The 23,162-nt window shown below is 67.4% G+C and carries 20 protein-coding genes; 11 read left to right on the top strand and 9 right to left on the bottom strand.

The window, feature by feature from the left end; genetic code table 11:
• Positions 1–88: 88 nt before the first annotated feature.
• The 5 genes from ACQCSZ_RS19065 to ACQCSZ_RS19045 all read left to right on the top strand — a co-directional run bounded on the left by ACQCSZ_RS19065 (position 89) and on the right by ACQCSZ_RS19045 (position 4,717).
• Positions 89–1,129 carry an MBL fold metallo-hydrolase gene (locus tag ACQCSZ_RS19065; protein WP_427005234.1) on the top strand — a complete coding sequence of 347 codons (1,041 nt, stop codon included), beginning with the start codon at positions 89–91 and terminating at the stop codon, positions 1,127–1,129.
• A gap of 91 nt (positions 1,130–1,220) precedes the next feature.
• Positions 1,221–2,543, top strand: a complete 1,323-nt coding sequence (locus ACQCSZ_RS19060; protein WP_427005233.1) for an MFS transporter — start codon at positions 1,221–1,223, stop codon at positions 2,541–2,543.
• 14 nt (positions 2,544–2,557) lie between these two features.
• Positions 2,558–3,028 (top strand): DUF3237 domain-containing protein, encoded by a 471-nt coding sequence (locus ACQCSZ_RS19055; RefSeq protein ID WP_427005232.1) that lies wholly within the window; start codon positions 2,558–2,560, stop codon positions 3,026–3,028.
• Positions 3,029–3,131: 103 nt separating this feature from the next.
• On the top strand, positions 3,132–3,938 hold the full coding sequence (locus ACQCSZ_RS19050) for a helix-turn-helix domain-containing protein (protein WP_427005231.1): 807 nt from the start codon (positions 3,132–3,134) through the stop codon (positions 3,936–3,938).
• Positions 3,935–4,717 carry an SDR family NAD(P)-dependent oxidoreductase gene (locus ACQCSZ_RS19045; RefSeq protein WP_427005230.1) on the top strand — a complete coding sequence of 261 codons (783 nt, stop codon included), beginning with the start codon at positions 3,935–3,937 and terminating at the stop codon, positions 4,715–4,717. The genes ACQCSZ_RS19050 and ACQCSZ_RS19045 overlap by 4 nt, the downstream gene beginning before the upstream one ends.
• A gap of 73 nt (positions 4,718–4,790) precedes the next feature.
• Here ACQCSZ_RS19045 and arfB read toward each other — a convergent pair whose 3' ends face one another.
• Entirely contained in the window at positions 4,791–5,213 is a 423-nt protein-coding gene (arfB, locus tag ACQCSZ_RS19040; RefSeq protein ID WP_427005229.1) for an alternative ribosome rescue aminoacyl-tRNA hydrolase ArfB, read from the bottom strand.
• A 415-nt stretch (positions 5,214–5,628) separates the two neighbouring features.
• Positions 5,629–7,230, bottom strand: a complete 1,602-nt coding sequence (locus ACQCSZ_RS19035; protein ID WP_427005228.1) for an MFS transporter — start codon at positions 7,228–7,230, stop codon at positions 5,629–5,631.
• Positions 7,231–7,655: 425 nt separating this feature from the next.
• Here ACQCSZ_RS19035 and ACQCSZ_RS19030 point away from each other — a divergent pair, with 425 nt between their 5' ends.
• Together ACQCSZ_RS19030 and ACQCSZ_RS19025 are read left to right on the top strand one after the other, a co-directional pair.
• Positions 7,656–7,880, top strand: a complete 225-nt coding sequence (locus tag ACQCSZ_RS19030; protein ID WP_427005227.1) for a hypothetical protein — start codon at positions 7,656–7,658, stop codon at positions 7,878–7,880.
• A gap of 112 nt (positions 7,881–7,992) precedes the next feature.
• Positions 7,993–8,250, top strand: a complete 258-nt coding sequence (locus ACQCSZ_RS19025; protein ID WP_427005226.1) for a hypothetical protein — start codon at positions 7,993–7,995, stop codon at positions 8,248–8,250.
• 38 nt (positions 8,251–8,288) lie between these two features.
• Here the strand turns inward: ACQCSZ_RS19025 and ACQCSZ_RS19020 are convergent, their stop codons facing one another.
• Complete coding sequence (locus ACQCSZ_RS19020) at positions 8,289–9,284, bottom strand: LacI family DNA-binding transcriptional regulator (RefSeq protein ID WP_427008392.1); 996 nt, start codon at positions 9,282–9,284, stop codon at positions 8,289–8,291.
• Between the two features lie 273 nt (positions 9,285–9,557).
• Here ACQCSZ_RS19020 and ACQCSZ_RS19015 point away from each other — a divergent pair, with 273 nt between their 5' ends.
• From ACQCSZ_RS19015 to ACQCSZ_RS19005, 3 genes are all read left to right on the top strand, one after another.
• Entirely contained in the window at positions 9,558–10,523 is a 966-nt protein-coding gene (locus ACQCSZ_RS19015) for a nucleoside hydrolase (protein ID WP_427005225.1), read from the top strand.
• A 62-nt stretch (positions 10,524–10,585) separates the two neighbouring features.
• Positions 10,586–11,956 (top strand): MFS transporter, encoded by a 1,371-nt coding sequence (locus tag ACQCSZ_RS19010; protein ID WP_427008391.1) that lies wholly within the window; start codon positions 10,586–10,588, stop codon positions 11,954–11,956.
• 2 nt (positions 11,957–11,958) lie between these two features.
• On the top strand, positions 11,959–12,918 hold the full coding sequence (locus ACQCSZ_RS19005; protein ID WP_427005224.1) for a ribokinase: 960 nt from the start codon (positions 11,959–11,961) through the stop codon (positions 12,916–12,918).
• Positions 12,919–12,952: 34 nt separating this feature from the next.
• Here ACQCSZ_RS19005 and ACQCSZ_RS19000 read toward each other — a convergent pair whose 3' ends face one another.
• Entirely contained in the window at positions 12,953–15,415 is a 2,463-nt protein-coding gene (locus ACQCSZ_RS19000) for an ATP-dependent DNA ligase (RefSeq protein ID WP_427008390.1), read from the bottom strand.
• Between the two features lie 157 nt (positions 15,416–15,572).
• On the opposite strand from ACQCSZ_RS19000, the gene ACQCSZ_RS18995 reads away from it, so the two are divergent.
• The gene (locus ACQCSZ_RS18995; protein WP_427005223.1) at positions 15,573–16,541 is read left to right on the top strand and encodes a Ku protein; all 969 of its coding nucleotides are present in this window, start codon (positions 15,573–15,575) and stop codon (positions 16,539–16,541) included.
• A gap of 41 nt (positions 16,542–16,582) precedes the next feature.
• Here the strand turns inward: ACQCSZ_RS18995 and ACQCSZ_RS18990 are convergent, their stop codons facing one another.
• From ACQCSZ_RS18990 to ACQCSZ_RS18970, 5 genes are all read right to left on the bottom strand, one after another.
• The gene (locus tag ACQCSZ_RS18990; protein WP_427005222.1) at positions 16,583–16,870 is read right to left on the bottom strand and encodes a DUF7218 family protein; all 288 of its coding nucleotides are present in this window, start codon (positions 16,868–16,870) and stop codon (positions 16,583–16,585) included.
• A 201-nt stretch (positions 16,871–17,071) separates the two neighbouring features.
• Positions 17,072–18,193 carry a hypothetical protein gene (locus tag ACQCSZ_RS18985; protein ID WP_427005221.1) on the bottom strand — a complete coding sequence of 374 codons (1,122 nt, stop codon included), beginning with the start codon at positions 18,191–18,193 and terminating at the stop codon, positions 17,072–17,074.
• 93 nt (positions 18,194–18,286) lie between these two features.
• On the bottom strand, positions 18,287–20,305 hold the full coding sequence (locus ACQCSZ_RS18980) for a multicopper oxidase family protein (protein ID WP_427005220.1): 2,019 nt from the start codon (positions 20,303–20,305) through the stop codon (positions 18,287–18,289).
• Positions 20,306–20,712: 407 nt separating this feature from the next.
• On the bottom strand, positions 20,713–21,258 hold the full coding sequence (locus ACQCSZ_RS18975) for a hypothetical protein (RefSeq protein WP_427005219.1): 546 nt from the start codon (positions 21,256–21,258) through the stop codon (positions 20,713–20,715).
• 33 nt (positions 21,259–21,291) lie between these two features.
• Positions 21,292–23,022: a hypothetical protein gene (locus ACQCSZ_RS18970; protein WP_427005218.1), complete on the bottom strand. Its 1,731-nt coding sequence runs from the start codon at positions 23,020–23,022 to the stop codon at positions 21,292–21,294.
• Positions 23,023–23,162 lie beyond the last annotated feature (140 nt).

Below are 23,162 nucleotides of genomic sequence, written 5' to 3'. Positions count from 1 at the left end.
AAGTTGTGGTTCCCATCAGAATTATTGACTATGCCAAGTATGTGATGAAGGTCATTATTGAACAAGTCCATAGTTCTGAGGAGAATCAATGACACATCAGACGGCCGCCGGCAGTCTCCGCCCCCATATCCTGACGCTCGGCACCGCCGGCGGCCCCAAGTGGTGGAAGGGCCCCCGGGCGGGCGAACGCACCGGGATCGCCACCGCCGTCGTCGTCGGCGAAAACATCTACCTGGTGGACTGCGGACACGGCGTGGGCCGGCAAATGGCCCGGGCCGGACTGGAACTGAAGAACCTGCGCGGCATCTTCCTGACCCACCTTCATTCGGACCACACCGTGGACCTGGCCAGCCTGGCGATCTTCGGGCTGTACGAGCTCCTGGACCGCGCCAGCGACCCGGTCAAGGTGATCGGGCCTGGCAACCGGGGCATGCTGCCCAAGGTGTCGCCGCGCGCCAAGGTGGCACCGCAGCCCATCTTCCCCGAGCTGCCTACGCCCGGCACCAAGGAAATGTTCGAGCTCCTGATGCACGCCCACGCCACGGACCTCAACGACCGCATCCTCGACAGCCTTCGCCCGTCCCCCCTCGAGCTGTTCGAGGCTTCGGACATCGAAATCCCTGAAGGAATCGGCTACCACCCCAACGATTCCCCCACGCCGGCCATGGAGCCCTTTGTGATCTTTGAGGACGATCTGGTCAAAGTCTCCGCCATCCTCGTGGAGCACCCGCCGGTGGCGCCGGCCTTCGGCTTCCGCTTCGACACCGCCGAAGGCTCCGTGACGTTCTCCGGGGACACCGCCCCCACCGAAAACATGATCGCCCTCGCCAAGGACACGGATCTACTCGTCCACGAAGCCATCGATTTTGGCTGGGTGGACTCCGTCTACAATCACAAGGCTGACGAGGCTTCCCGGGCCGCGCGCGACCACCACTACAAATCCCACACCGGCGTGGCCGACGCCGCGCAGATCGCGCAGAAGGCCGGTGCCCGCCAGCTGGCCCTGCACCACCTGGTGCCGGGCACAGCCGACGCCGCGCAGATCGCGCAGCAGGCCGCGCAGCACTTTGACGGGACCTTCCACCTTCCCAACGACCTCAGCGTCATCGGACTCCGACCCGGCAGCTGACTGCCACCCCGCTCCGGCAGCAGGCCCGACGCCGGAGCGGGCCACCCACGCACCACCCCCGGCAGCACCCGTCACGATTCAAGGAGGAAACGTGAGCGAACCCAGCACACTGACACAGCAAGAAGCCACACCGGCAGGGTCCATGAACACCAAGGACATGCGCCGGATCCTGGCCTCCAGCTTCATCGGCAGCGCCATCGAGTACTACGACTTCATCCTGTACGCCACCGCGGCAAGTATCGTCTTCAACAAGGTCTTCTTCGCCAACCTTGAACCCGGCGTGGCCATCTTCGCCTCGTTCGCCACGCTCGCCGTCGGGTACCTTTCACGGCCGCTGGGCGGCATCATCTTCGGGCACTTCGGCGACACGATCGGCCGCAAGAGGATGCTGGTCCTGTCCATGCTGCTCATGGGCGGAGCCACCACCGCCATCGGCGTCCTGCCCACGACGGCGCAGATAGGCGTCGCGGCCCCGGTAGCCCTGATCGTGATGCGCCTGATCCAGGGCTTCGCGGTGGGTGGCGAATGGGGCGGGGCCGCGCTGATGGCCATGGAACACGCACCCCAGAAACGCCGCGGCTTCGCTGCCTCCTTCGCCAACGCCGGCGGACCCGCCGGCGCCATCCTGGCCACTCTCACCGTTTCTGCCGTCACCGCGATTTCCGGCAAGGACTTTCTGGTGTGGGGCTGGCGGGTGCCCTTCCTGCTCAGCCTGGTGCTCATCGCCGTCGGCATGATCATCCGTCTCAAGGTGTCCGAAACCCCCATGTTCAAGAAGCTGGAAGAGCCCGGCGCCAAGAAGCGCATCCCTTTGGTCGAGGTGTTCCGGCACCATTCCCGTGCGGTGGTCATAGCCCTCGTGGCCACCATGAGCTTCTACTGCTGCCAGGGCATCCTGACTGTCTGGGGCGTCTCGATTGCTGTTGAGAACGGTGTGGACCAGGCCAGCGTGCTGAACATCAAGGCCCTCGGCGCTGTGGCCACGCTCATTGTCACCGTCTACTCTGCACGCCTGAGTGACAAACTGGGACGCCGCCCCATCCTGATTGGCGCCGGAATCGCCGGCATCGTGCTGGCCTACCCGCTGCTCTGGTGCCTCAACAACGGAACAGTCTGGGGCTTTGCCACCGCAATCCTGGTGGGCCAAGGCATCATCCAGGGCCTCCTGTTCGGCCCCATCGGCGCCTACATCGCCGAGCAGTTCCCCACAGATATGCGCTACACCGGAGCGTCACTGTCCTACCAAGGCGCCTCAGTCCTGGGTGCGGGCTTCACGCCCATGATCGCCGCAGCGCTGATGCTCGCCGGAGGCGGGACACTGTGGCTCGTGGGCGGTTTCTGGATTGCTGTCCTCCTCGCCGGTGTGATCGCCGTGAAGCTCACCCCCGAAGGCATCAAGCGCAAACTTGCCTAGGAAGGCCAGGGACCATGACGACAAACCACGCAGCCCCGGACCTTAGCTACCTGGCCACCTTCTCCATTCAGGTGGGCACACCATTGGAGGTCGGTGAAACGCCGGACGGATTCCGGCGGATCATCCCCATCCTCAGCGGCACGGTCGACGGCCCCGGCTTCAAAGGATCGATATTGTCTGCAGGTGCGGACTTCCAACTGCTCCGCAACCCAACGCTGACCGAGCTGGAAGCCAAATACGCCGTCGAGACATCCGACGGCGAACGGATCTACGTGACCAACTTTGGAATCCGCTCCGGCTCAGCCGAAGACATCAACAAGCTCGTTATCGGGGAACCGGTAGACCCTAAGCGCATCTATTTCCGATGCGCACCACGCCTGACATCCACAGGAAAGAACTGGGCGTGGCTCAATTCCCGCATCTTCATCGCTACCGGCGAACGACTGCCCGACGAGGTCAGGCTCGATGTCTTCACGGTCAACTGAGGCTGCCAACCCAAAGTCAACAGCCCCACCCGAAGACGAGGCGACATATCTCCTAGTGCGGTGGAAAGGTTGACCGGGTTTGGGAACGTGCCAGTCTGGTGGCATGGCTGATCGTGTGAAAGTGCGCCGATTGAGTCCGGCGGAGGGGCAGCAGTTGCTGCGGATCGTGCGCCGGGGCGAGCCGAAACAGGTCCGGAGTGTGGTCCGGTGGCGGCGGGCGACGATGCTTTTGGCTTCGGCGGGCGGGAATTCGGTGCCGGTTATTGCCCGGCTGCTCGCCGCCGACGAGGACACCGTGCGGGAGGTGATCCACCGGTTCAACGAGATCGGGCTGGACTGCCTGGACCCTGAGTGGGCGGGAGGCCGTCCCCGCCTGCTTTGTTCCGGCGACGAGGACTTCGTCGCCGCGACGGCCAGCACCCGTCCGGGCAAACTGGGGGTGCCGCTCTCGCACTGGTCGATCCGGAAGCTGGCCGGGTACCTCGAGGCGAAGCTGGAGAGGATCGAGGACGTGCTCGACCACCATCCGGACCGGGCCTTCGCGTTCGACGAGTTCGGCCCGCTGGGCATCCGTCCGACCGCCGGGACCGGCTGGGCCCGGCAGGGCCGGCCGGAACGGTTGCCGGCGAACTACCACCGCACGGCGGGGGTGACGTACTTCCACGGCTGCTATTCGGTCGGAGCCGGCACATTGTGGGGCATCAACCACCGCCACAAGGGCACCGTGAACAGCCTCACCGCGCTCAAAAGCATCCGGGCCGCGTGCCCCGACGGGCAGCCGGTCTTCGTGATCCTGGACAACCTCTCGGCCCACGCCGTCGAGCTGTGCTTTACCCCGACCTACGCTTCCTGGGCCAACCCGAGGCTCACTTCGGGCCGCTGCGCCAGTTCAGCTAGGCTGTCCCCATGAACCGATTCCCCGCGAAAGCGGCCGGGAGTACTGCCCTGATCACCGGGGCAACCGCGGGCCTCGGCGCGGAATTCGCCCGCCAGCTCGCCGAACAGGGCCACAACGTGGTGCTCGTCGCCCGGGATGCCGCCCGGCTCCAGTCCGGGGCGCAGGAGCTCGAGCGGCTGTACAGCATCCGCGCCGAGGTGATTGCGGCGGATCTGGCGGACGACGACGGCGTGGCCGCCGCCGTCGCGCGTCTCACCGACCCCGCGCGGCCGGTGGAGATCCTCGTGAACAACGCCGGAATCGGGCTGCTGCATCCCTTCGCGGAGAATGCCATCGCCGAGGAGAAGAGGCACCTCAAGCTGCACGTCGAGACCGCGATGGAGCTCACCCACGCGGCCCTGCAGGGCATGCTGGCGCGCCGGTCCGGCAGGATCATCACCGTGTCCAGCGTGGCGGCGTTCCTGCCCCGCGGAACGTATTCGGCCGCGAAGGCGTGGCTGCTCAGCTTCTGCCGCTGGGCCAACCTCGCCTATGCCGGCAGCGGCGTGATCGTGACGGTGGTCTGCCCCGGACTCACGCACACCGAGTTCCATGACCGCATGGGCATGGACAAAACGGTGGCTCCGCGCTGGATGTGGCTGCAGGCCGAGCGCGTGGTGCGGGAGGCACTGGCCGACAACGAACGCGGGAAGGCCGTCTCCATCCCGAGCTGGCGCTACAAGGTCCTCACGTCGGCCGCCCGGATCCTGCCGGCACGGCTGGTGGCAGGTCCGCCCCGGCGGGCCAGGTAGTCCCTGCGCCCCAGGTAAGCCCGGATTACCGGATCAAGGGGCCAAGTGCGGCTGGATTGTCGACTGGATGGCGCTACTCGGCGGACGGCCGCCTTCGTTGCTGTTTCGTCGCCGCGCGCTGTTCCTTTGCGGCGAGGCGCCGACGGTTCGAGCCCCGCGTGGGTTTGGTCGCCCGGCGGGGAGCAGCTTCGGGAGCAAGACCGTCTGCCACAAGGTCGGAGAGCTTGGCCAGGGCGATCTCGCGATTGCGCAGCTGGGAGCGCCGCTCGGAGGCGGTCACGGTGATCACCCCGGCGATGAGACGTCGTCCGAGACGCGTGAGCAGCATCAGCCGTTGGCCGTCCGAAAGCGCCGCCGAGCCGGCGACGTTCCAGGACAGTTCGACGCGGCTGTCCGAGGTGTTGACGTGTTGACCGCCTGGCCCGGACGAACGCGAGAACCGCCAGCCGAGTTCCGATTCGGGAATCGTCAGCGCGGGCGACACCTCCAGATCCATGCAACAAGCGTTGCACGATATGGGTGCGATCGCTTCGTGCTCAACCTGTGTAGGGCTCATGGCCCGGTTCCGGAAACAGCTGCAGCCGACGTGGTGCCCTGCTGCAGGCCGTACTCGAATTCGTCCAGGAGCCGGGCCCGGCCGATCAGGTCCGGCGGGTGGCTTCGGGGGTCGGTTTGAACGGGTTCGGAACCGGGCCCTCCCGGGTGAATATAGGTGAAACTGGTGAAAGTGGTGAACTTCGGCCAGCCTGCCACTCTGGACATTCCCTGTTGGACGCCAAAGGCCTGCCCCGTGCGCCTCCTCCAGGGAGTAACGCACGGGGCAGGCCTCAACGGGCGGGACTTGGACTACTGGGTCTGGATGGGGCGGTCAGGAACAGGACGCTCCGGACCGCGCTGCCGGGAGGGCAGGCTCACACCCCGACGGGAACCTTGACGTCGTCCCGATCCACGGCGGAATCCGCGGCCGGTGCAACGAAGGGCATGTCCATGTGTTCCAGGTCGATCAGCGGGTTCTCGTCCTGGGTGGCGACCAGCTCGCGGGCCTCGGCCTGGGTGTCCACGCTGGGCATGGAACCCGGCAGCGGCATCTGGGCCGATTCCTTGAGGAAGTAGATCGCCACGGCGCCGATCGCCGAGGTGGCCATCAGGTAGTACGCCGGCATCATGTCATTGCCCGTGGCGCCGATGAGGGCGGCGACGATGAACGGCGTCGTGCCGCCGAAGATCGCCACGGAGAAGTTGTACGCGATGCCCATGGCACCGTACCGGCTCGACGTCGGGAACTGGGCCGGCAGTGCGGAGGCGAGGTTGGCGACGTAGAACGTCACCGGGAAGGCGATCAGTGACAGTCCGGCCAGCGTGGACCAGACCTCGCCGATGCCGATCAGCAGGAACGCCGGGGTAGCCAGGACCACGGTGCTGATGGCGCCGATCCAGAGCACGGGCCGGCGGCCGATCCTGTCGGAGAGCTTGCCGGTCAGCGGGATGCACAGGCTCATGATGACCAGCACGGGGATGGTCAGCAGGGTCCCGTGGACCGGGTCGTAGCCCTTGGATTCGGTGAGGTACGTCGGCATGTATGAGGTGAGGGCGTAGCCGGCGGTGTTCGCGGCTGCCACGAGGATCATCGCAACGATGAGTGAACGCCAGTAGGCCTTCACTATGCCCACCGGGCCCTTCGACGCGGCGGGATCGTCCGCGGAAGCGCCCTTGGCGGAGGCTTCCTGCGCGTCGAGGGTCGCCTGGAACTGGGGGGATTCCTCGATCTTGCTACGGAAGTAGACGGCGATCAGGCCCAGCGGACCGGCAACGAGGAACGGAATCCTCCAGCCCCACTGCTCCATGTTGTCCTGGCCCAGGGTCAGCTGCAGCACCGAGACGAGGGCGGCACCCATGGCGAAGCCGAGGTAGCTGCCCATGTCGAGGAAGCTGGCGAAGAAGCCGCGGCGTTTGTCCGGGGCGTACTCGCTGACGAAGGTCGTGGCGCCGGCGTACTCGCCGCCGGTGGAGAAGCCCTGGACGAGCTTGAGGACAACCAGGAGCGCTGCTGCCCAGATGCCGATCTGTGCGTAGCCAGGCACGAGCCCGACGGCGAAGGTGCTGGCGGCCATGATCATCAGCGTGGTCGCGAGGACCTTCTGGCGGCCGATCTTGTCGCCGAGCCAGCCGAAGATGACTCCGCCAAGGGGGCGGGCAATGAAGGTGGCGGCGAAGGTTCCCAGCAGGAACAGCGTCTGCACGGTCTTGTCCGCTTCGGGCAGGAACACAGGACCCATGGTGGTGATCAGGTAGCCGAACACGCCGACGTCGTACCACTCCATGGTGTTTCCCACGATGGTGCCGCCGAGTGCCTTCTTGAGCATCGGCTGGTCCACGACGTTGACGTCGGACTCTTTGAGCCGGCGACGTGCCAGCAGCTTTGGTTTTCTCACACCCTTGGGCGTGGCCTGGTTGGTTCCGCGGGCGTTCAAAACGCCTGCTGAAGAGTCGGTCGTGCTTCGGTCTGTGGGCATTTGGGCCGCTCCTAAGGAGGTCATTTGCTTGCGACGTGTGGCTGCCCCGCTCCGGGCAGGCCTTCAATTTTACGCGACATCTATGGATTTTCCGAGTTCGGTGCCGTATGATCCGGTGATTTAGCGCCGGATCGGGACGGTTTGGCGGATTTCTTTTCCGCGGTTTCACCGCGCGGGTGCTGGGAACCGGGGGCATCCCCGGGGCCGCCGCCAATATTTTTCCGCTGACGACGCCGGACAGCCGGTTTTCGCCCAGGATCGCCGCCTGCGGAACCGCGGAATGAGGGTATTCAGCGCGCTGGCGCAGCGCCTAGAGTGGATCCATCGGGGTGCCGGGCAGGCCCCTGGAAAAAGCCACCTGAAAAGGCCACCGGCAAGGCCACATGCAAAGGCCGCACGAAGCGGCCGAACAAGGAGATCCTTCCATGACTGACGAAGACGGCACGAAGAGCAACAAGGCAGAAAGCAACGACGGCGGGAAGCCGGCCGAGCCGGAGAAGGGCATCAAATCGCGCCTGAGCGATGCCCAGAAGGAAATGCTCGCCAGCAAATCCCGCGGCGGCGCCTCCTCGCAGAGCGTCGGGCACAGCCACAAGCCCACCCACGTCAGCGGAAAGCAGGGTCCCGCGGAGAAGAAAGTCCGCTGGTAGCTCCTGCAGACATCTCCTGCCTGCCGACCTACGATGGATGGACACTTCATTTCACAGCGATCCATTCACAGTGATTCATTCCCAGCGATAATGCACGGCGGAAGGAAGAGCCATGGCGGAACACCACTCCGGCGAAGAGATCAAACCTGAGGTAGCCAGCCACCTGGCCGGGTCCATGGACGAGGCCCCCGGCCCCGAACCGGTGCGCCACGTTGCGCCGCCGGCGTCCGAGGGCCAGCAGTGGCCGGACGGCAGCGGCAAGCATCGCCACCCCAAGGAACATGACACTAAGCCTGGCCGGGCGGGCCACGAGGCGGCGGTGAATGCGGTCCACCGGACCGGACGGCCGGAAATGCCCCACTCCTCGTAGAAACGCGGGCCAGTAGCGGTTGGAACACCAAGGAACAGCTAGAGGCTGCCCGCCTGCCCGGTGGTGGAGGCGCGCTCGATGAGTGTGCTGGCCAGGGTCCGTTGCGGTTCGGCGAGCACACGGCCGCGCATCAGCTCCTTCAGTGCCCGGCCTGCCTGCTCCCCGAGCGCCGCCGCCGGCAGGTGCACGCTGGTCAGTGCCGGGCTGCTGGTGGCCGAATACGGCAGATCGTCGAACCCGGCCACGGCCAGCCGCCCCGGAATCGCGACGCCGGCAACCCGCGCCTCCTGGAGCACGCCGTAGGCGTGGGTGTCCGTGCAGCAGACGACGGCGGTGATCCCGCTGCGCTGCCAGGCTGGCCAGGCGTCGGCAAAGGCGGCTGCTGCGGCGCCGACGTCGATGGGGGTGCTGGCGACGGCGCCGTCGGGCACCTCCATGCCGCTGGCGGCGGCCTGGGCCAGAAACGCCTCCCGGCGCACCCGGAACGTGGCCGTTCCGCCGGTGCTGTCCAGATACGCCACCCGGACATGGCCCAGGGCCGCCAGATGCTTGGCTAGCTCGCGGGCGCCGTGGCCCACATCAAGGTTGACGGACGGGGCGTAGTGTTCCACCCCCGGCGCATCCAGCAGGACCACGGGGGCAGTGCTGTGCAGCCGGTCCAGGAACGCCGCGTCCGGGGCATCCACCAGCAGCCCGGCCGGCCGCAGCGACATCAGCGCGCGGACCTCCTCCGGGGTGGGGAGCTGTCCGGCGTCGCTGACTGCCAGCAGCAGCTGGTAGTCGGAGCCCAGGGCGGCGCGCACGCCGCCGATCACCTTGGCGAAGAAGGGGTTGGCGACGTCGGGGGCGGCCAGAATGACCAGATTGCTGCCGCCGCGGGCCAGCGAGCTGCCGATGCCGTCCACCACATAGCCGAGTTCCTCGATGGCGGCCGTGACGCGGGCGATGTTCTCCGCCGAGACGCGTCCCTCCGTCTTGCCGTTGGCCACGAGGGAGACGGTTGCGGCCGAGACGCCGGCACGGACGGCCACCATGGCGGCCGTGACGCGCACACCGGGCCTGCCGGCCGCGGCGGTTGCCTCCGCACGGGCGGGGATGGCGCGGGGTTCGGGGGTGGATTCGTCGTTGGACCGCATGCCTCGATGGTATCGGCCAGGCAGCGTTCCTCGCGGGATCCACGCGGATATGGCATCAAGCGCTTGACGCGTCTCACGTTAAGCGCTTGACGTTACGGCGGTGGGGTGCCACACTTTTTCTAAATGACTCTGCATGCCCCGGTGCAGAGGCCCCAAAGACGTGGAGTAATCATGACTGTCACATCCGCAACACCGCGCAAGATCATCCTGGACTGCGATCCCGGCCACGATGACGCCGTCGCCCTCCTGCTGGCGCACGGCAACCCGGACATCGAGCTGCTGGCGGTGACCACCGTGGTGGGCAACCAGACGCTGGAGAAGGTGACCCGCAATGCCCTGTCCGTGGGCACCATCGCCGGCATCACCGGCGTCCCGTTCGCCGCCGGCTGCGACCGCCCGCTGGTGCGCACCATCGAGAACGCCCCCGACATCCACGGCGACTCCGGCATGGACGGCCCCGACCAGCCCGTGTCCACGATCGAGCTGGACCCGCGCCACGCCGTCGACCTCATCATCGAGACGATCATGGCCCACGAGCCCGGTACCGTGACCCTTGTTCCCACCGCGGGGCTGACCAACATTGCCATGGCCGCCCGCAAGGAGCCGCGCATCGTTGACCGCGTGCAGGAGGTTGTCCTGATGGGCGGCGGCTACCACGTGGGCAACTGGAGCGCCGTGGCCGAGTTCAACATCAAGATCGACCCCGAGGCCGCGCACATCGTCTTCAACGAGAAGTGGCCCGTGGTCATGGTGGGCCTGGACCTGACCCACCAGGCGCTGGCCACCCCCGAGGTGGTGGCGCAGATCGAGGCCGTGGGCACCAAGCCGGCCAAGTTCGTGATGGAACTGATGGAGTTCTTCACCAAGACCTACAAGGACGCCCAGGGTTTTGACTACCCGCCGGTGCACGATCCCTGCGCCGTCGCCTACGTCATTGACCCCACCGTCATGACCACCCGGAAGGTTCCGGTGGACATCGAGCTGACCGGCACGCTGACGCTCGGCATGACCGTGGCCGATTTCCGCGCCCCGGCCCCCGCCGACTGCCACACTTCCGTGGCCGTGGACCTGGACCATGCGAAGTTCTGGAACCTGGTGACGGACGCCCTGGTACGCATCGGGGAGGTTGACCTGTGAGCGCGCCCTTGGACGACACCAAAACCGGGTCCAAGCCCGGCACCGCCAACATCGCCGCGCTGATGACGGCGCTGCTGGCCGCCTGCGTGGCGTTCCAGCTCAATGCCTCCATGCTCAGCCCGGCCCTGGTCACCATGGGCAGGGAGCTGCACACGGACCAGGCCGTCATTGGCCTGTCCCAGACCTCCTTCTTCACCGCGGCGGCGCTGTTCTCGCTGTTCCTGCCGCGCCTGAGCGACATCGTGGGCCGCAAGAAGATCCTCGTCATCATGATGGTCCTGATGGCCGCGGGCTCCGTGATTTCCGCCCTGGCCCCCGACGTCACCTGGCTCTTTGTGGGCCGCATCGTCCAGGGCGTCAGCGGCCCCACCGTGCCGCTGTGCCTGATCATGCTGCGCTCGGCCGTCAGCGAGCCCAGGAAGTACGGCGTGCTGATGGGCCTCATCACCGCCGTCAACGGCGGCATCGCCGGCGTCGATTCCTTTGTGGGCGGCTACTTTGCCGAGCACTACGGCTTCCGCAGCATCTTCTGGCTGATGGTGGCACTGGCCGTCGTCGCCACGGGCCTGATTGTCTGGCTGGCCGGCGAAAGCAAGCCGGGCGAGGGCACCAGGATGGACTGGACGGGCGTGTTCTTCATTGTGGTGGCCGTGGGCGCCCTGCTGACCGCGCTCAACCAGGCCTCTGCCCTGCTGGCCGGCTTCTCCGCCGCAACGCTGGCCTGGTCCGTGAGCCTGGCCGTCGTCGCCGTCGCCGCCTTTGCGCTGTTCTGGAACACGGAAAAGCGGTCCAAGCACCCCATGGTGGAGGTGGCGCACCTGCGCCAGCGCGCCACCTGGGCCCCGCTGCTGACCACCACGCTGACCATGACGGGCATCTTTGCCGTCATCAACGGCATTGTGCCCGCCTTCGTGCAGGCCGCGGACCCCGGTTTCGGGATCGGCGCCACGGAGATGTCGCTGCTGATCCTGACCCCGTACGCCCTGCTGGGCTGGGTCTTCGGCCCGATCAGCGGCCGGCTGGCCCCCGTGCTGGGCTACACCCGCGTGCTGCGCATCGGCATGGTGGGCTCGCTCGTGGCGCTGGCCATCATCGGCTTCTTTGGCCTGCACAGCCTGGGGCTGATGATCACCGGCACCGTGCTGCTGGGCATCATGTACGCCGGCACCGTGAACATCATGCTCAACGGCCTGGGCGTGGTGCTCTCGCCCAAGGGCAACCCCGGGTTCCTGCCGGGCATGAACGCCGGAGCCTTCAACCTGGGCGCCGGGCTGAGCTTTCTGGTGCTGCCGGCCGTGCTGGTGGCCGCGGGCTCCATGGGCGGCGCCGGCTCCTACCTGGCCACCGTCGTCGTGGCCCTGGTGGTCACCGCGCTGGCCCTGGGCGCCTCGCTGCTGATCCCCAAGCCGGTTGAGGCCGAGGTGGCGCACTGACCATGGAGGCACCGACCAACACCTCGAACGCCGGCCGCATTGTGGTGGTGGGCTCGCTGAACGCGGACCTGACCATCTACACCGAGCGGCTGCCGCTGCCGGGCGAAACCCTGCACGGCAGCGGCTTCGCCGTGAACCCCGGCGGCAAGAGCGCCAACCAGGCCGTGGCCGCGGCCCGGCTGGGCGGCGCCGTCACGCTGATCGGCGCGGTGGGCAACGACGCGAACGGCGCCATGCTGCTGGCCTCCACGGCCGGGGCGGGCGTGGACGTCGCACGCGTCCGTCACACGGCCGAGCCCACCGGCGTCGCGGTGATTTCCGTGGACGCGGCCGGGGAGAACTCGATCATCATCGCCGCCGGCGCCAACGGAACGCTGGCACCGGAGGATCTGGACCCGGCCGCCTTCGACGGTGCCGCCGTCGTCGGGCTGTGCCTGGAGGTGCCGCTGGCGACGGTGCAGGCCGCCGCGCAGGCCGGGCACGACGCCGGCGCCCGGGTGCTGCTGAACCTCTCGCCGTATGCGCAGATTCCGCAGGCGCTGGCGGGGCTGACGGATGTGCTGCTGGTCAATGCCCACGAGGCCTCGCAGTTCCTGGGCGGCTTCGAGATGCCCGCCCCGGAGGCGCCGGAGGCCGAGTGGGAGCCCGCCGTGGCGCAGTTTGCCGCCCACGGGCTGGCGCAGGTGCTGGTGACGCTGGGCTCGCAGGGCTCCGTGGTGCTGGACTCAACCTCCGCCACCCCGGTGGTGCGGATTGCGCCCACCCGGGTGGACGCCGTGGACACCACCGGCGCCGGCGACGCCTTCACCGGCGGGGTGGCCGCACGCCTGGCCGCCGGCGACTCCCTGGTGGACGCCGCCCGCTACGCCTCCGTGTCCGCGGCCATGGCGGCCACCCGCAAGGGCACCCAGACGGCGTACCCCACCGCTGCGGAGGTCAGCGACTTCCGCCAGCTCTCGTAGCGTTCCTGGCGCGTGGCGCCACTGCGGCGGCCGTTCAGCCCTGTTCCACCACGACATCGGCCGGTTCCTTGTCCAGCCGCCAGCCGCGCCACACCGGGTGCCGGAGCTTCCCGCTGCCCGTCCATTCCCCGTAGCTGACCTCCCCGACGAGCCTGGCGCTCACCCAATGGGCATCGGAGGCGTCAGCCGCCGGCACGTCCTTGAAGGGCGAGGTCTTGCGCCCCATGGCGTCCAGCTGCTGCCGCAGTTCCTTGAGCTCGCGGGAGCTGAAGCCGGTCCCCACCCGCCCCACGTAGCGCAGCCTGGAGCCCTCAGGGATGCCCACCAGCAGCGAGCCCACCGACGGCTCCCGCTCGCCCTTCCCCGGACGCCAGCCGCCGACCACCACTTCCTGGGTGCGCTCGAGCTTCAGCTTGAGCCAGGACTGGCTCCGCTGCCCGACGTAGCGGCCGTCCGTCCGCTTGGCCATGATGCCTTCCATCCCCAGCTCGTGGACGGACTCCAGGATGTACCGGGCCTCGTCGTCGATCACTCCGGAGAGCTCCACCGGGCAGCCGGAGGGCCGGAAGAACGCCTCCAGGCGGCCCCGGCGGTCCGTCAGGGGCAGGCGGCGGAGGTCCTCGCCGCCCTCGGACAGCAGGTCGAAGAGCATCAGCCGCACCGGGATGGAGGCGCGCGCCTTCGCGACGTCGTCGGGCCGGGTAAGTTTCATCCGCCCCTGCAGGTGCCCGAAATCGGGCATCCCGGAGATTCCCGGGGCGATGATCTCGCCGTCGGCGACGAAGTCCTGTTCAGGCCAGCAGGCGCGGTCCGTCAGTTCCGGGTACGTCGCGGACACATCGTGGCCGTTGCGGCTGAGGAGACGGATCTTCGTCGCATCACCCATGATCAGGGTCCGCACCCCGTCCCACTTGAGTTCAAACTGCCAGTCCTTGTCCGGCAGGTCCGCGAGGGTTCCGGGGCTGGCGAGCATGGGCGTGAAGAGGACGACGGCGGCAGCGGCAGCGGCGGGGGACCCGGCGGAAACGGCGGCGGGCCCGGGCTTCTCCGTCTCCGCGCCGGCCCCCGGCGGAGGGGCGGTGTGTCCGTGCTTCGAACCCGGGAGGTCCATCAGATGGATGAGCCACTGGTCGTTGCCTTGGCCGGTGTGGATCAGGGCGAACCTGCGGGTGCCGCCCAGGCCGCCGCCCTCCCCGCCGGTGAGGGTGGCGATGACCTCCTTGCCCGCGATCCATTTCTCGCACTCGTAGTACCCCCGATCCCAGATGCTGACCGTCCCGGCCCCGTACTGGCCCTTGGGGATGGTGCCCTCGAAGTCCGCGTAGTCCATCGGATGGTCCTCGGTCTGGACCGCGAGGTGGTTTTTTTCCTTGGAGGTGGGGACGCCCCTGGGCAGGGCCCAGGAGACCAGCACGCCGTCGCGCTCCAGCCGGAGGTCGTGGTGCAGCCGGCGGGCGTGGTGTTCCTGGATCACGAACTTTTCCCGGGGCGTGCCGCTGACCATGCCGCTGTCCGCGCCGCTGCTGTGCCGTTCCGCGGTGAACGGCTCGGGAGTCGCGGCCGCGTCCCGCTTGCTGCGGTACGGCTCCAGCCGGGGGTCCGCAGCCCCGTCCTGGCCCTCGGCGCCGTCGTCGGCGTTGCCGGCGGCGGGCGTTTCCGGATGGCCGCCGTGGCGGGCGCCCCCGGAGATCACGGCGAAGGGATCCTTCCTGGCCTTCACCCGCTTCATCACCTCCCGGTAGTCCAGCTGGTGCAGCGAGGCGGAGCTGAGCTCGCGCCAGGTCCGGGGTGCCGCCACCATGGGTTTCAGCCGGCCGCGCAGGGAATAGGGGACGATGGTGGTTTTCGCCGCGTTGTTCTGGCTCCAGTCCACCAGGACCTTGCCGGTGCGCAGCGTCTTCTTCATGTCGCTCACGGCCAGCTCCGGGTGGTCGGCCTCGAGCGCCCGGGCCAGTTCATGGGCGAAGTCCGAGATCTGCTCGGAGCTCTGGGTCCCGTCCAGCGCGGCGTAGAGGTGGATGCCCTTGCTGCCGCTGGTCACCGGCACCGGGTCCAGGCCCACGTCCTGCAGGATGGCGCGGGCCAGCCTGGCGACCTCCGCGCATTCGGCCAGGCCCGCCCCCTCGCCCGGGTCCAGGTCCAGCACCAGCCGGTCCGGCGGCGTCGCGTTCCCGTGCGAGTCCACGCGCCACTGCGGCACATGGATCTCCAGGGCGCCGATCTGCGCGAGCCAGGCCAGGGTGGCCGCATCGTTGACCAGCGGATACTGGTTGGTGCGCTCCTTGTGGGCGATCGAGGCACGCGGAACCCAGCCCGGGGTCGATTCGTCCAGGTTCTTCTGGAAGAACATCTCGCCTGGAGCCTCCGCGGTGCCCACGCCGTGCACCCAGCGCTTCCGGGTGGCCGGCCGGTTGGCGGCGGCGGGGATCAGCACCGGTGCCACGGCCGCGTAGTAGGCCAGGACGTCGCCCTTGGTGGTGCCGGTTTCCGGATACATCACCTTGTCCAGGCTGCTCACCACCAGTTCGCGGCCACCGACCCGGACACGCTGCCTGCCGCCGGACGGGCCCGGATCCTGGGCCTGATCCTGGGCCTGATCCTTACCGTTGGCCAAAAGGCTTCACCTCCGCACGAGTCTGATGTTCACTTGATCCATGAGAGCCATCTGGAAAGGCGCGATAGCGTTCGGGCTGGTCAACGTCCCCGTCAAGGTCTACAGCGCCACCGAAGACCACGACATCAGCCTCCACCAGGTCCACAACGCCGACGGCGGGCGGATCCGCTACCAGCGCCGCTGCGAGGTCTGCAGCAAGATCGTGGACTACGAGGACATCGACAAGGCCTACGAAGACGAAGGCCGCACGGTCGTCCTCAGCCGGGAGGAGCTCAAGTCCATCCCCGCGGAGAACAGCCATGAGATCGAAGTGGTGCAGTTCGTTCCGGCCGAACAGCTCGATCCCATCACGTTCGAGAAGAGCTACTACCTGGAACCGGACTCCAAATCGCCCAAGGCGTACGTGCTGCTGCGCCGGGCCCTCGAGGACACGGACAGGGTGGCCATTGTCCAGTTCGCCCTGCGCGAGAAGACCCGGCTGGGCGCCCTGCGGATCCGCGACGACGTGCTGATGCTGCAGTCCCTGCTCTGGGCCGACGAGGTACGCGAAGCCAGCTTCCCGGCCTTGGAAGCCTCCGTCCGCATCTCCGCGCAGGAGCGGGAAATGTCCGCAGCCCTGGTGGACTCGATGGCCGCCGACTTCGAACCGGAACAGTTCACGGACGACTACCAGGTCCAGCTCCGCCAGCTCATCGAGGCGAAGCTGGAAAAGGGGGAGTCGCTGGACACCGAGGAAACCTTCGGTGCCGCCGCCGCGGAAGCCGGCAACGGCGAGGTGATCGATCTGATGGAGGCGCTCAAGCGGAGCCTGGACAAGAAGCGCGGAGCCGGGGCGGCGTCCGCCCAGGACACGCCCGCCGACAAGCCCGCCGCGAAGACCGCCCCGAAGGCGGCGGCCGCCAAATCCGCCGGGAAAACCGCCCCGAAGGCCGCCCCCAAGGCTTCGTCGAGGACCGCCGCCAAGGCCGCCCCTAAAGCCGCGCCCAAGAGCACCCGCAAGGAGGCCTGAGGCTTCGGAAGGGCAGTCCTTGCCGGCCGCCGGCATCGGGATCAGGAGTTCCTGAGCGCGGAGATGAGCTCGCTCTTCTTCTTCGCCGAGTAGCCCTTGAGGCCGATCTCCTTGGCGCGTTCCTTCAGCTGGGGGACTGTCCAGTCCTCATAGTCACCGGCTTTGCCGCCCTTGCGCCCGACGGCGGAACGGCCCCGCTTTGCGGCGGCGTTGGAGATGCGGGCCGCTTTCTGCTTGGAGGCGCCGTCCGCCAGGAGTTCCTCGTACAGTTCCGGGTCCTTGATGCTCGGGTTCTCGGAGCCCCGCGGGGCGTTCTTCTTCGTGGGCATGGCTACCGCGCTCCCTGTCCGTGCTTATCTACTTCGGCCTGGAAGTCAAGCCGCGGCCGTCCACGGGTAGTGGTGCCGCGGATTCCAAACTAGTGGTGCCACTTCGTGCTGACAAGCACTTACGAGCAGCTCTTCCGTTGATCGTCCAGCCAGTCCCTCCGCGGCCGTGAACAACCAGTGCACGGTCCGGCTCTGTGCGTCTCAATGATGGGCTACGCTAACCGACTCGCCTCCGGAATTTCCCGGGCTTTCGAGCCAGCCCGGGCTGGTTCCTGCGAGTCCCAGGACGCTGATGGCGATCGCGGCCACGACCGGGAGCGAACGGATGTGGGCTGATGCGAGTGGGCGTCCGGGGATCCGTTCCTTGCCTCGGAGTAGGACGACGGCGACCAGCAGAGTGCCCAGTTCCAGGAAACCGGCAGCACAGTCAGCCAGGCCGACCGCTTCGGGCACGCCTGAGTCGGGTCCGAAGGGCAGCCCGGCTGTGCGGGAGTACGACCACAGTGCCAACGGCACGATCGAAAGTGCCACGGTGGCCAGGAGCGGGGTGCGCTTGCCGCCGCCGAGCAGCAGGAGGCCAACGACGAGCTCCGCTGCGGCGAGGGTGAGGAAGAAGGCGCCGGCGGCGACCCACAGGCCAAGGTGCTCCGGTGCGACGGCGGCGTGGATGCCAGTGCTACCGAACAGCGCGGCAGCCAGAAACAGACGTCGGTGGTCAATTCGGCCGCTGCGGGCCGTGCGTTGTCGAGTCCGGCTGACGTCCAGCCGGCCGCCCCGGATCGCCACCACCCAGCCGATCGCCACGACGTTGGTGCCGAGGAGTATCGCGCTGCCGTAGCCGAGTGCGTCAAGCTGTAGCCCGAGGGACGCCTGCTCTTGAAGGGGCAGGATGCTCGCGGTGGCCATGTGGTGCAGCGAGTTAATGAGCTGGAACTGCAGCTGGTAGTCCCAGGCGGTGCTGGCAGCAATCTCGGCGATGCCAACAAGTGTGCCCGCCCCCGCGGCCAGGAGCCCCGTGGCCATGACCGTACGCGGCCTGGAGAGGACCGGCCCGAACCATCGCAGCGCCAGCGTGAGAGCTGCCAGCACAGCCAACATGAACAATGGGAGGACCGCGGTGGACTCGTGCAGCCAGCTGGCAAAGGGCTCCTGCGTGCGCTCGATGGCACCGACGGCCCCCCGCAGCACAACCATCCAGAAGCCGTCAGCGAAAGCCATCACGACAGCCAGCAATACGACCGTCAACCATGGGACGCCTGGGCCGTCAGGGGCCGCGCCGCTGCGCTCGCGGACGGAGTCGGGGAGTGCTGTCTTCTCGATCATCTTCCATTACCTCGCATATCCGTTGTCGGGGCCGGGGTTTGTCTGGGCCGGCAAACCCCGGCGCCCGGGTTCAATGGGAAGGGCGGGAGGCGGTCACGGCGTGATCTCCCAGCCGAACATCATGGCGTGGTCCTCGTGGGCCAGGTTGTGGCAGTGGGCCACATAGGGTCCGACGAAGTCGCGGAATCCGCGGTACACGATCACCGCCTCGCCCGGGTCGAGCGCCACCAGGTCTTCCCGGGAGACGTCGTCCGGATGGGAGGGGTCTCCGCGGGTCACGTCCTTGCCATTGCGCATGACGGTGCGGTGCTCCTCCATGTGCAGGTGGAAGGGGTGTACCCAGCCGCCGCCGCCGTTGCGGATTTCCCAGAGGTTGAAGCTGTTCTTTTTTTGCCGGGCGGGCGGTGTGCGGCCCGCCTTGTTCTTCAAACTCGTTGCCACCGTGGAGGGATCGAAGGGTTTGCCGTTGATCAGCCATTCGATCTCGCCGCCGGCGCTGCCGCGCTTGACCTCGAAGATCAGGCGGTTGTCCAGAAGGTTCTTCCAGTTGCCCGGCAGCGGCGGCAGCGGCCGCATCGCCGAGGGGATCTGGCTGTTGTCCGGCGCGTCGTCGCCGATCACGAACTTCAGCACCGGAACCCTGTACGCGGGATCAGGGAGGAAGCGCGATGAGTTGGACCACATCCGGCCGTTGGGCATCTTCATGACGTTGGTGAGGTAGATGACATCGCCCTTGGTGGTGGGCGTGCCGTCCTGGTACCGGGTGAAGTCGATGATGACTTCGCGCCGCTTGGCCGGCCACAGTTCGAACGAGTCCCGCGTGATCGGAAACGGCAGAAGTCCGCCGTCGGAGGCGATCTGGGTGAACTGCATGCATTGCTGCGCGTCCGGGATGCGGTACTGGCCCTCGAGCTCGTCGCCCTGGTAGCCGAGCGACGCTGATGACTTCGGGCCCTGGCTCGAGCTCATCAGCTTGAACTCGTAAATGCGTGCAATGGAGGCGTCGAGGAACCGGAAGCGGTACTTGCGCCGTCTGACCTCCATCACAGGGTTGGCCGTGCCGTTGACGGTGAAGATGTCGCCGACGAACCCGTGGCTGGGGAAATGCTTGTAGAAGGACTTGCCCCACCACTCGGGGTGCCGGGCCGGGTTCTTGGCAGCCGGGAAATCTCCCTGCACGTCGTGGATGTCCTTGTGCACGGTCACGCCGTCGTCCAGGCGGGTGTCGTAGAAGGCCAGGGGGACGTCGTACTCGACGTCGAAGGACCCATCCGGGTTGTCTTTCCGGACGCCGGGCAGCCGCAAGCCCTGGCGCTCGTCCCCCATGTCCATGCCGTTCTTGGGATCGTAGATCGGGTACAGGCCGACCAGGCCCTTGTACACGTTGGAGCCGGTGTGGTCCATCGTGTGGTCATGGAACCAGAAGAAGCTCTGCTTCTCCCGGTCGTCGCCGCCGGCCGGCCAGTTCAAGTACAGGTTGTCGACGAACATCTGCGGGCTGAAGCCCGGGTGCTTGGGACCGGACACCATGGAGTAGTGCGGGTTTCCATCACTTTCGGGTGCGGTGTGAGCGTTGTGCAGGTGGGTCAGGAAGGACCAGTCCGGGGATCCGAAGTCCTGGCGGTCGAGGTTGAAGGGGTTCTCGTCCAGGTGGTTCTCGAAGCGCACCAGCGCGGGTTTGCCGTACTCGGCGTTGATCATTGGCCCGGGGAAGGTGCCGTTGAAGCCGTAAATCGTGCTCAGCGGCAGGGTCCGCATGGTGCCAGCCGCGACAGTTTTGCCCGATGCATCGAAGGAGACAGTCGGGCGCCCTTTGGCGTCTATCGGCAGCACCTGCGAGGTGGTGAACGCATGAGGGCGGACCAGGAGGTCGATTTTGTACACGACGGGATCGGGGTAGCCGATTTTGCCGGGCCAGATCTGGTGCCGCTCATTGCGTATCGAGTTCTGCTCGCCCATGCCGGGTCCGGGCGTCTGGTTCCACTCGGTGTATCCCTTCCGGGAACCGTCACCCAGCTTCGGCGTCGGGGCCAGCGCCTTGGGGATCGGCAGCGGATCCACGAACGGCGAGATGATCAGCGGGCTCGTCGGGAATGCCTCGATGTAAAACAACAGATCGCCAAGCGCTGTCGACGTAGCAGCGAACGCGCCATCGGCCGAAAGCAGACCCCTTTGAGCGAGAAACGGACCGCCCCAGCCCTGCGCCGCGACCAATGCGGCCCCGGCTCCCCCCGCCGCCCCCAACCGCAAGAGCGTACGGCGGGACAGCCCCGCTGCGTTTATGGATTTCTCGGACATTTGTGTGTGCCTCCTTCATGCGGGCCGAGGGGCTCCTGCGGCCAAGGGACGTGATCCCGTGTGCGTGGTCCCCAAGATTGAAGATCCCGATCACGGGCAATCTCCCCGCCTTATGCGGTGAGAATTTGCTTTTCGGTTCCCACCCGGCCACTGTGACCTGCGGACCTTGGGAAAGATTGGGTTCTGCCCGACCAGGGTTTGAGGCCCCATGGCCGGACGGACTACCCCTTGATGACTGAGATGGTCAGGTTCGTTTCCGTGGGCGAGTGGTCCCTGTTGGCGGCGACCATGACGACTTGGTAGCCGTTACGGTGCAGCTGCGCGGTGCCGCCGGGGGTGAAACCGCCGGCGGCGTAGAAGCTGACGGCCGAGGCCAGGGCTTCCGCGGCCCCGCCCTCGACCAGCAGCATCACGCTCCACCGGGGCGCCATACCCGTAGATCCCGCCAGGAGTCCAGGCGGAAGCGGAATCTCCGCCGGCCAGTCCGCCGGCAGAGCCTGCGCGGCACTGCGCGTATCCGCCCCGCCGCCGTTACCGTGCCGGCCGCCGGCCGGCGGTGCCACGAGGACCTGGCCCCGTGGCACCGACGCCGGCGGCGAGACAGCCGGCCGTGCAGCCGATGGCTGCACCGTGGCTGACGCCGTCGTGCTTCCTGATATCTCGGACGGCCCCGGCGCGGACAGGGGAGTCCCGGCGCAGCCGGCGAGCAGGCCCGTGGCCAGGACCCCCGAGGTCAGTCCCCGCCGGCGGGTGTGGTTGTTTTTCATCCGGCCGCAGCCGTCCCGGTCAGCCCTTGCCGTTTACCACGGCGCCGGTGTCAGGGCACCGGGGTTGCCGGCGCCCTCACCGTTGACGAGGAAGGGCAGGTGCCAGAGATCGTTGGGCACCAGCAGGTCCCCCGGCTTCACGTTCTCCGGGAAAATGAACTCGAAGACCGGGGCAACGTACTGGCCCGGCTGCAGCCCGTTGGCCCATCTGACAGCGTTCGTGAAGCACGCGTCCAGGGCCGTCTGATTGACCGTCGTCGTGGTGGGATCCACGGGTGTCGGCATGCACAGGCTGCGAACGCCGACACGTACGGTTCGGTCCGGCTGGCTGAGCAGCCCGTTGGGTGCCTTGGTGGCCCGCAGGCGGGCCCGCTGCGGCTGGGGGCCGGCGTTCTGCGTGGTGATCCCGCCGCTGGGGCCGCTGACCGGGGCCGCGTTCTCTCCGGTCATCTCGAACGGGGTGACCCACCGGTTGCGGACGGTGCCGCTGAGGGGACCGTCAGTGATCCGGTCCTCGTAGTAGATGTCCACCGGTGTCTTGACATCCGTGGTCTGAGTCTCGAGGAAGATCCGGTCCTGCGTTTCCTGGCCCACCCCATTGACTGCAGTTGCCAGCGGGTCTGCCGTACCGACCCCGAACGAGCCGATGGCCAGATAGCTGGGCTGGGTTCCCGGCTGCGTGTAAATGCCCACGTTGGCCTCGACCGTGTGAGCGGAGATGTAGTCACGGGCTCCGTTGGCCCCACGGATAAGGGTGCCCGAGAAGTCCACGAAATCGCCGACTTCAAAGGGCGCCTGCTGGCGGGCATCGGGCTGCGTGGCCGTGCGGGTTGCCGTGGAGGGCATCACGAACTGTGAGCAGTAGACCTGGCCCGCGGCCGGGGCGCTGAGCTCGCCGCTGACAGGCAGCGCGACCCCGGCCGTACTGAAATTGCGGCAGGCCGGGATGGCCGCCGGGTTCGGAGACGGGGGTGCCAGCGGCCGGTTCTTCTGCGGGCACAACGGGTCATCGGCAACGCTCGGATCCGTGCGCGGAACGCACATCGGGTAGCCGGTACCGGAGTGGACCGTGGGGTTGTCCTGGTCAACGCTGAAGCGGTTGTCCGGCGACTTGCCGATACTGAATCGTCCGGTCTCCGCCCCGGTGCTGTCCTTCAGTCCGGGGATCGTGGGGTCGTTCAGTTGGACGGTCACGGTTCCGCCGGCGGCGTTGGCCACCTGCATGGAACCGTTGGCGTAATCCAGGGCCGTGATCACGCCGCGGCCACCGTTCATCGACTGCTGGGATATGAAGACAAGGCCGGCGATGTGGCGGGTGCCGACGATATTTCCCACAGCCTGCAGTTCCAGATCCGTGGTGGACAGCGGAGCGCTGCCACCGGTCCCGTCAAACAACTGTGCCCAGCTCAGTGTGTTGGCCGGCATCTGGACGACCAGGTTGCACGGGATCGTGATCAGGACGCCGTTCAGCGTGACGGTTCCACCCTGCGCGGCCCGAGCGGCAGTCGGGCAGTCGGCGTTGCTGACGGTGGCGTTCTGCGCGAGGCCGGTGTCATTGAAACCGTGCAGCTGGGCAGCCGGAACGGAGAAAGCCGGCGTCGGAAGGGTGGGGACCACCCAGGGCGAGACAGCCCCCTTGGGCGGCTTCGCGGTGCCGCCCTTGGCGTCCGCGGGACCTACACCCGCAGTCACGACCAGGCCGGCCGCCGCGAGGAGCACGAGCACTTGGCGGAACGATGTCGGTGCGGTTGAGTGTTTTTTCATGGTTCATCCTTCAGAGAGCATGTAACGGTGTAGTGGACCCCCCGTTCCCCCGAAAGCAACGCTTGGTTCCGGCCTCCAAAAACTTCACTCCGATGAAGTCCCATGGGCCGCAGGCAGCCTGAGAACAGACGGCACGTCAA

The sequence above is a fragment of the Pseudarthrobacter sp. H2 genome, assembly GCF_050157045.1.
In the GTDB taxonomy this organism is placed as follows: Bacteria; Actinomycetota; Actinomycetes; order Actinomycetales; family Micrococcaceae; genus Arthrobacter.
Note: the sequence above shows the minus strand (reverse complement) of the source record. Positions and strands in the feature narration are given on the sequence as shown.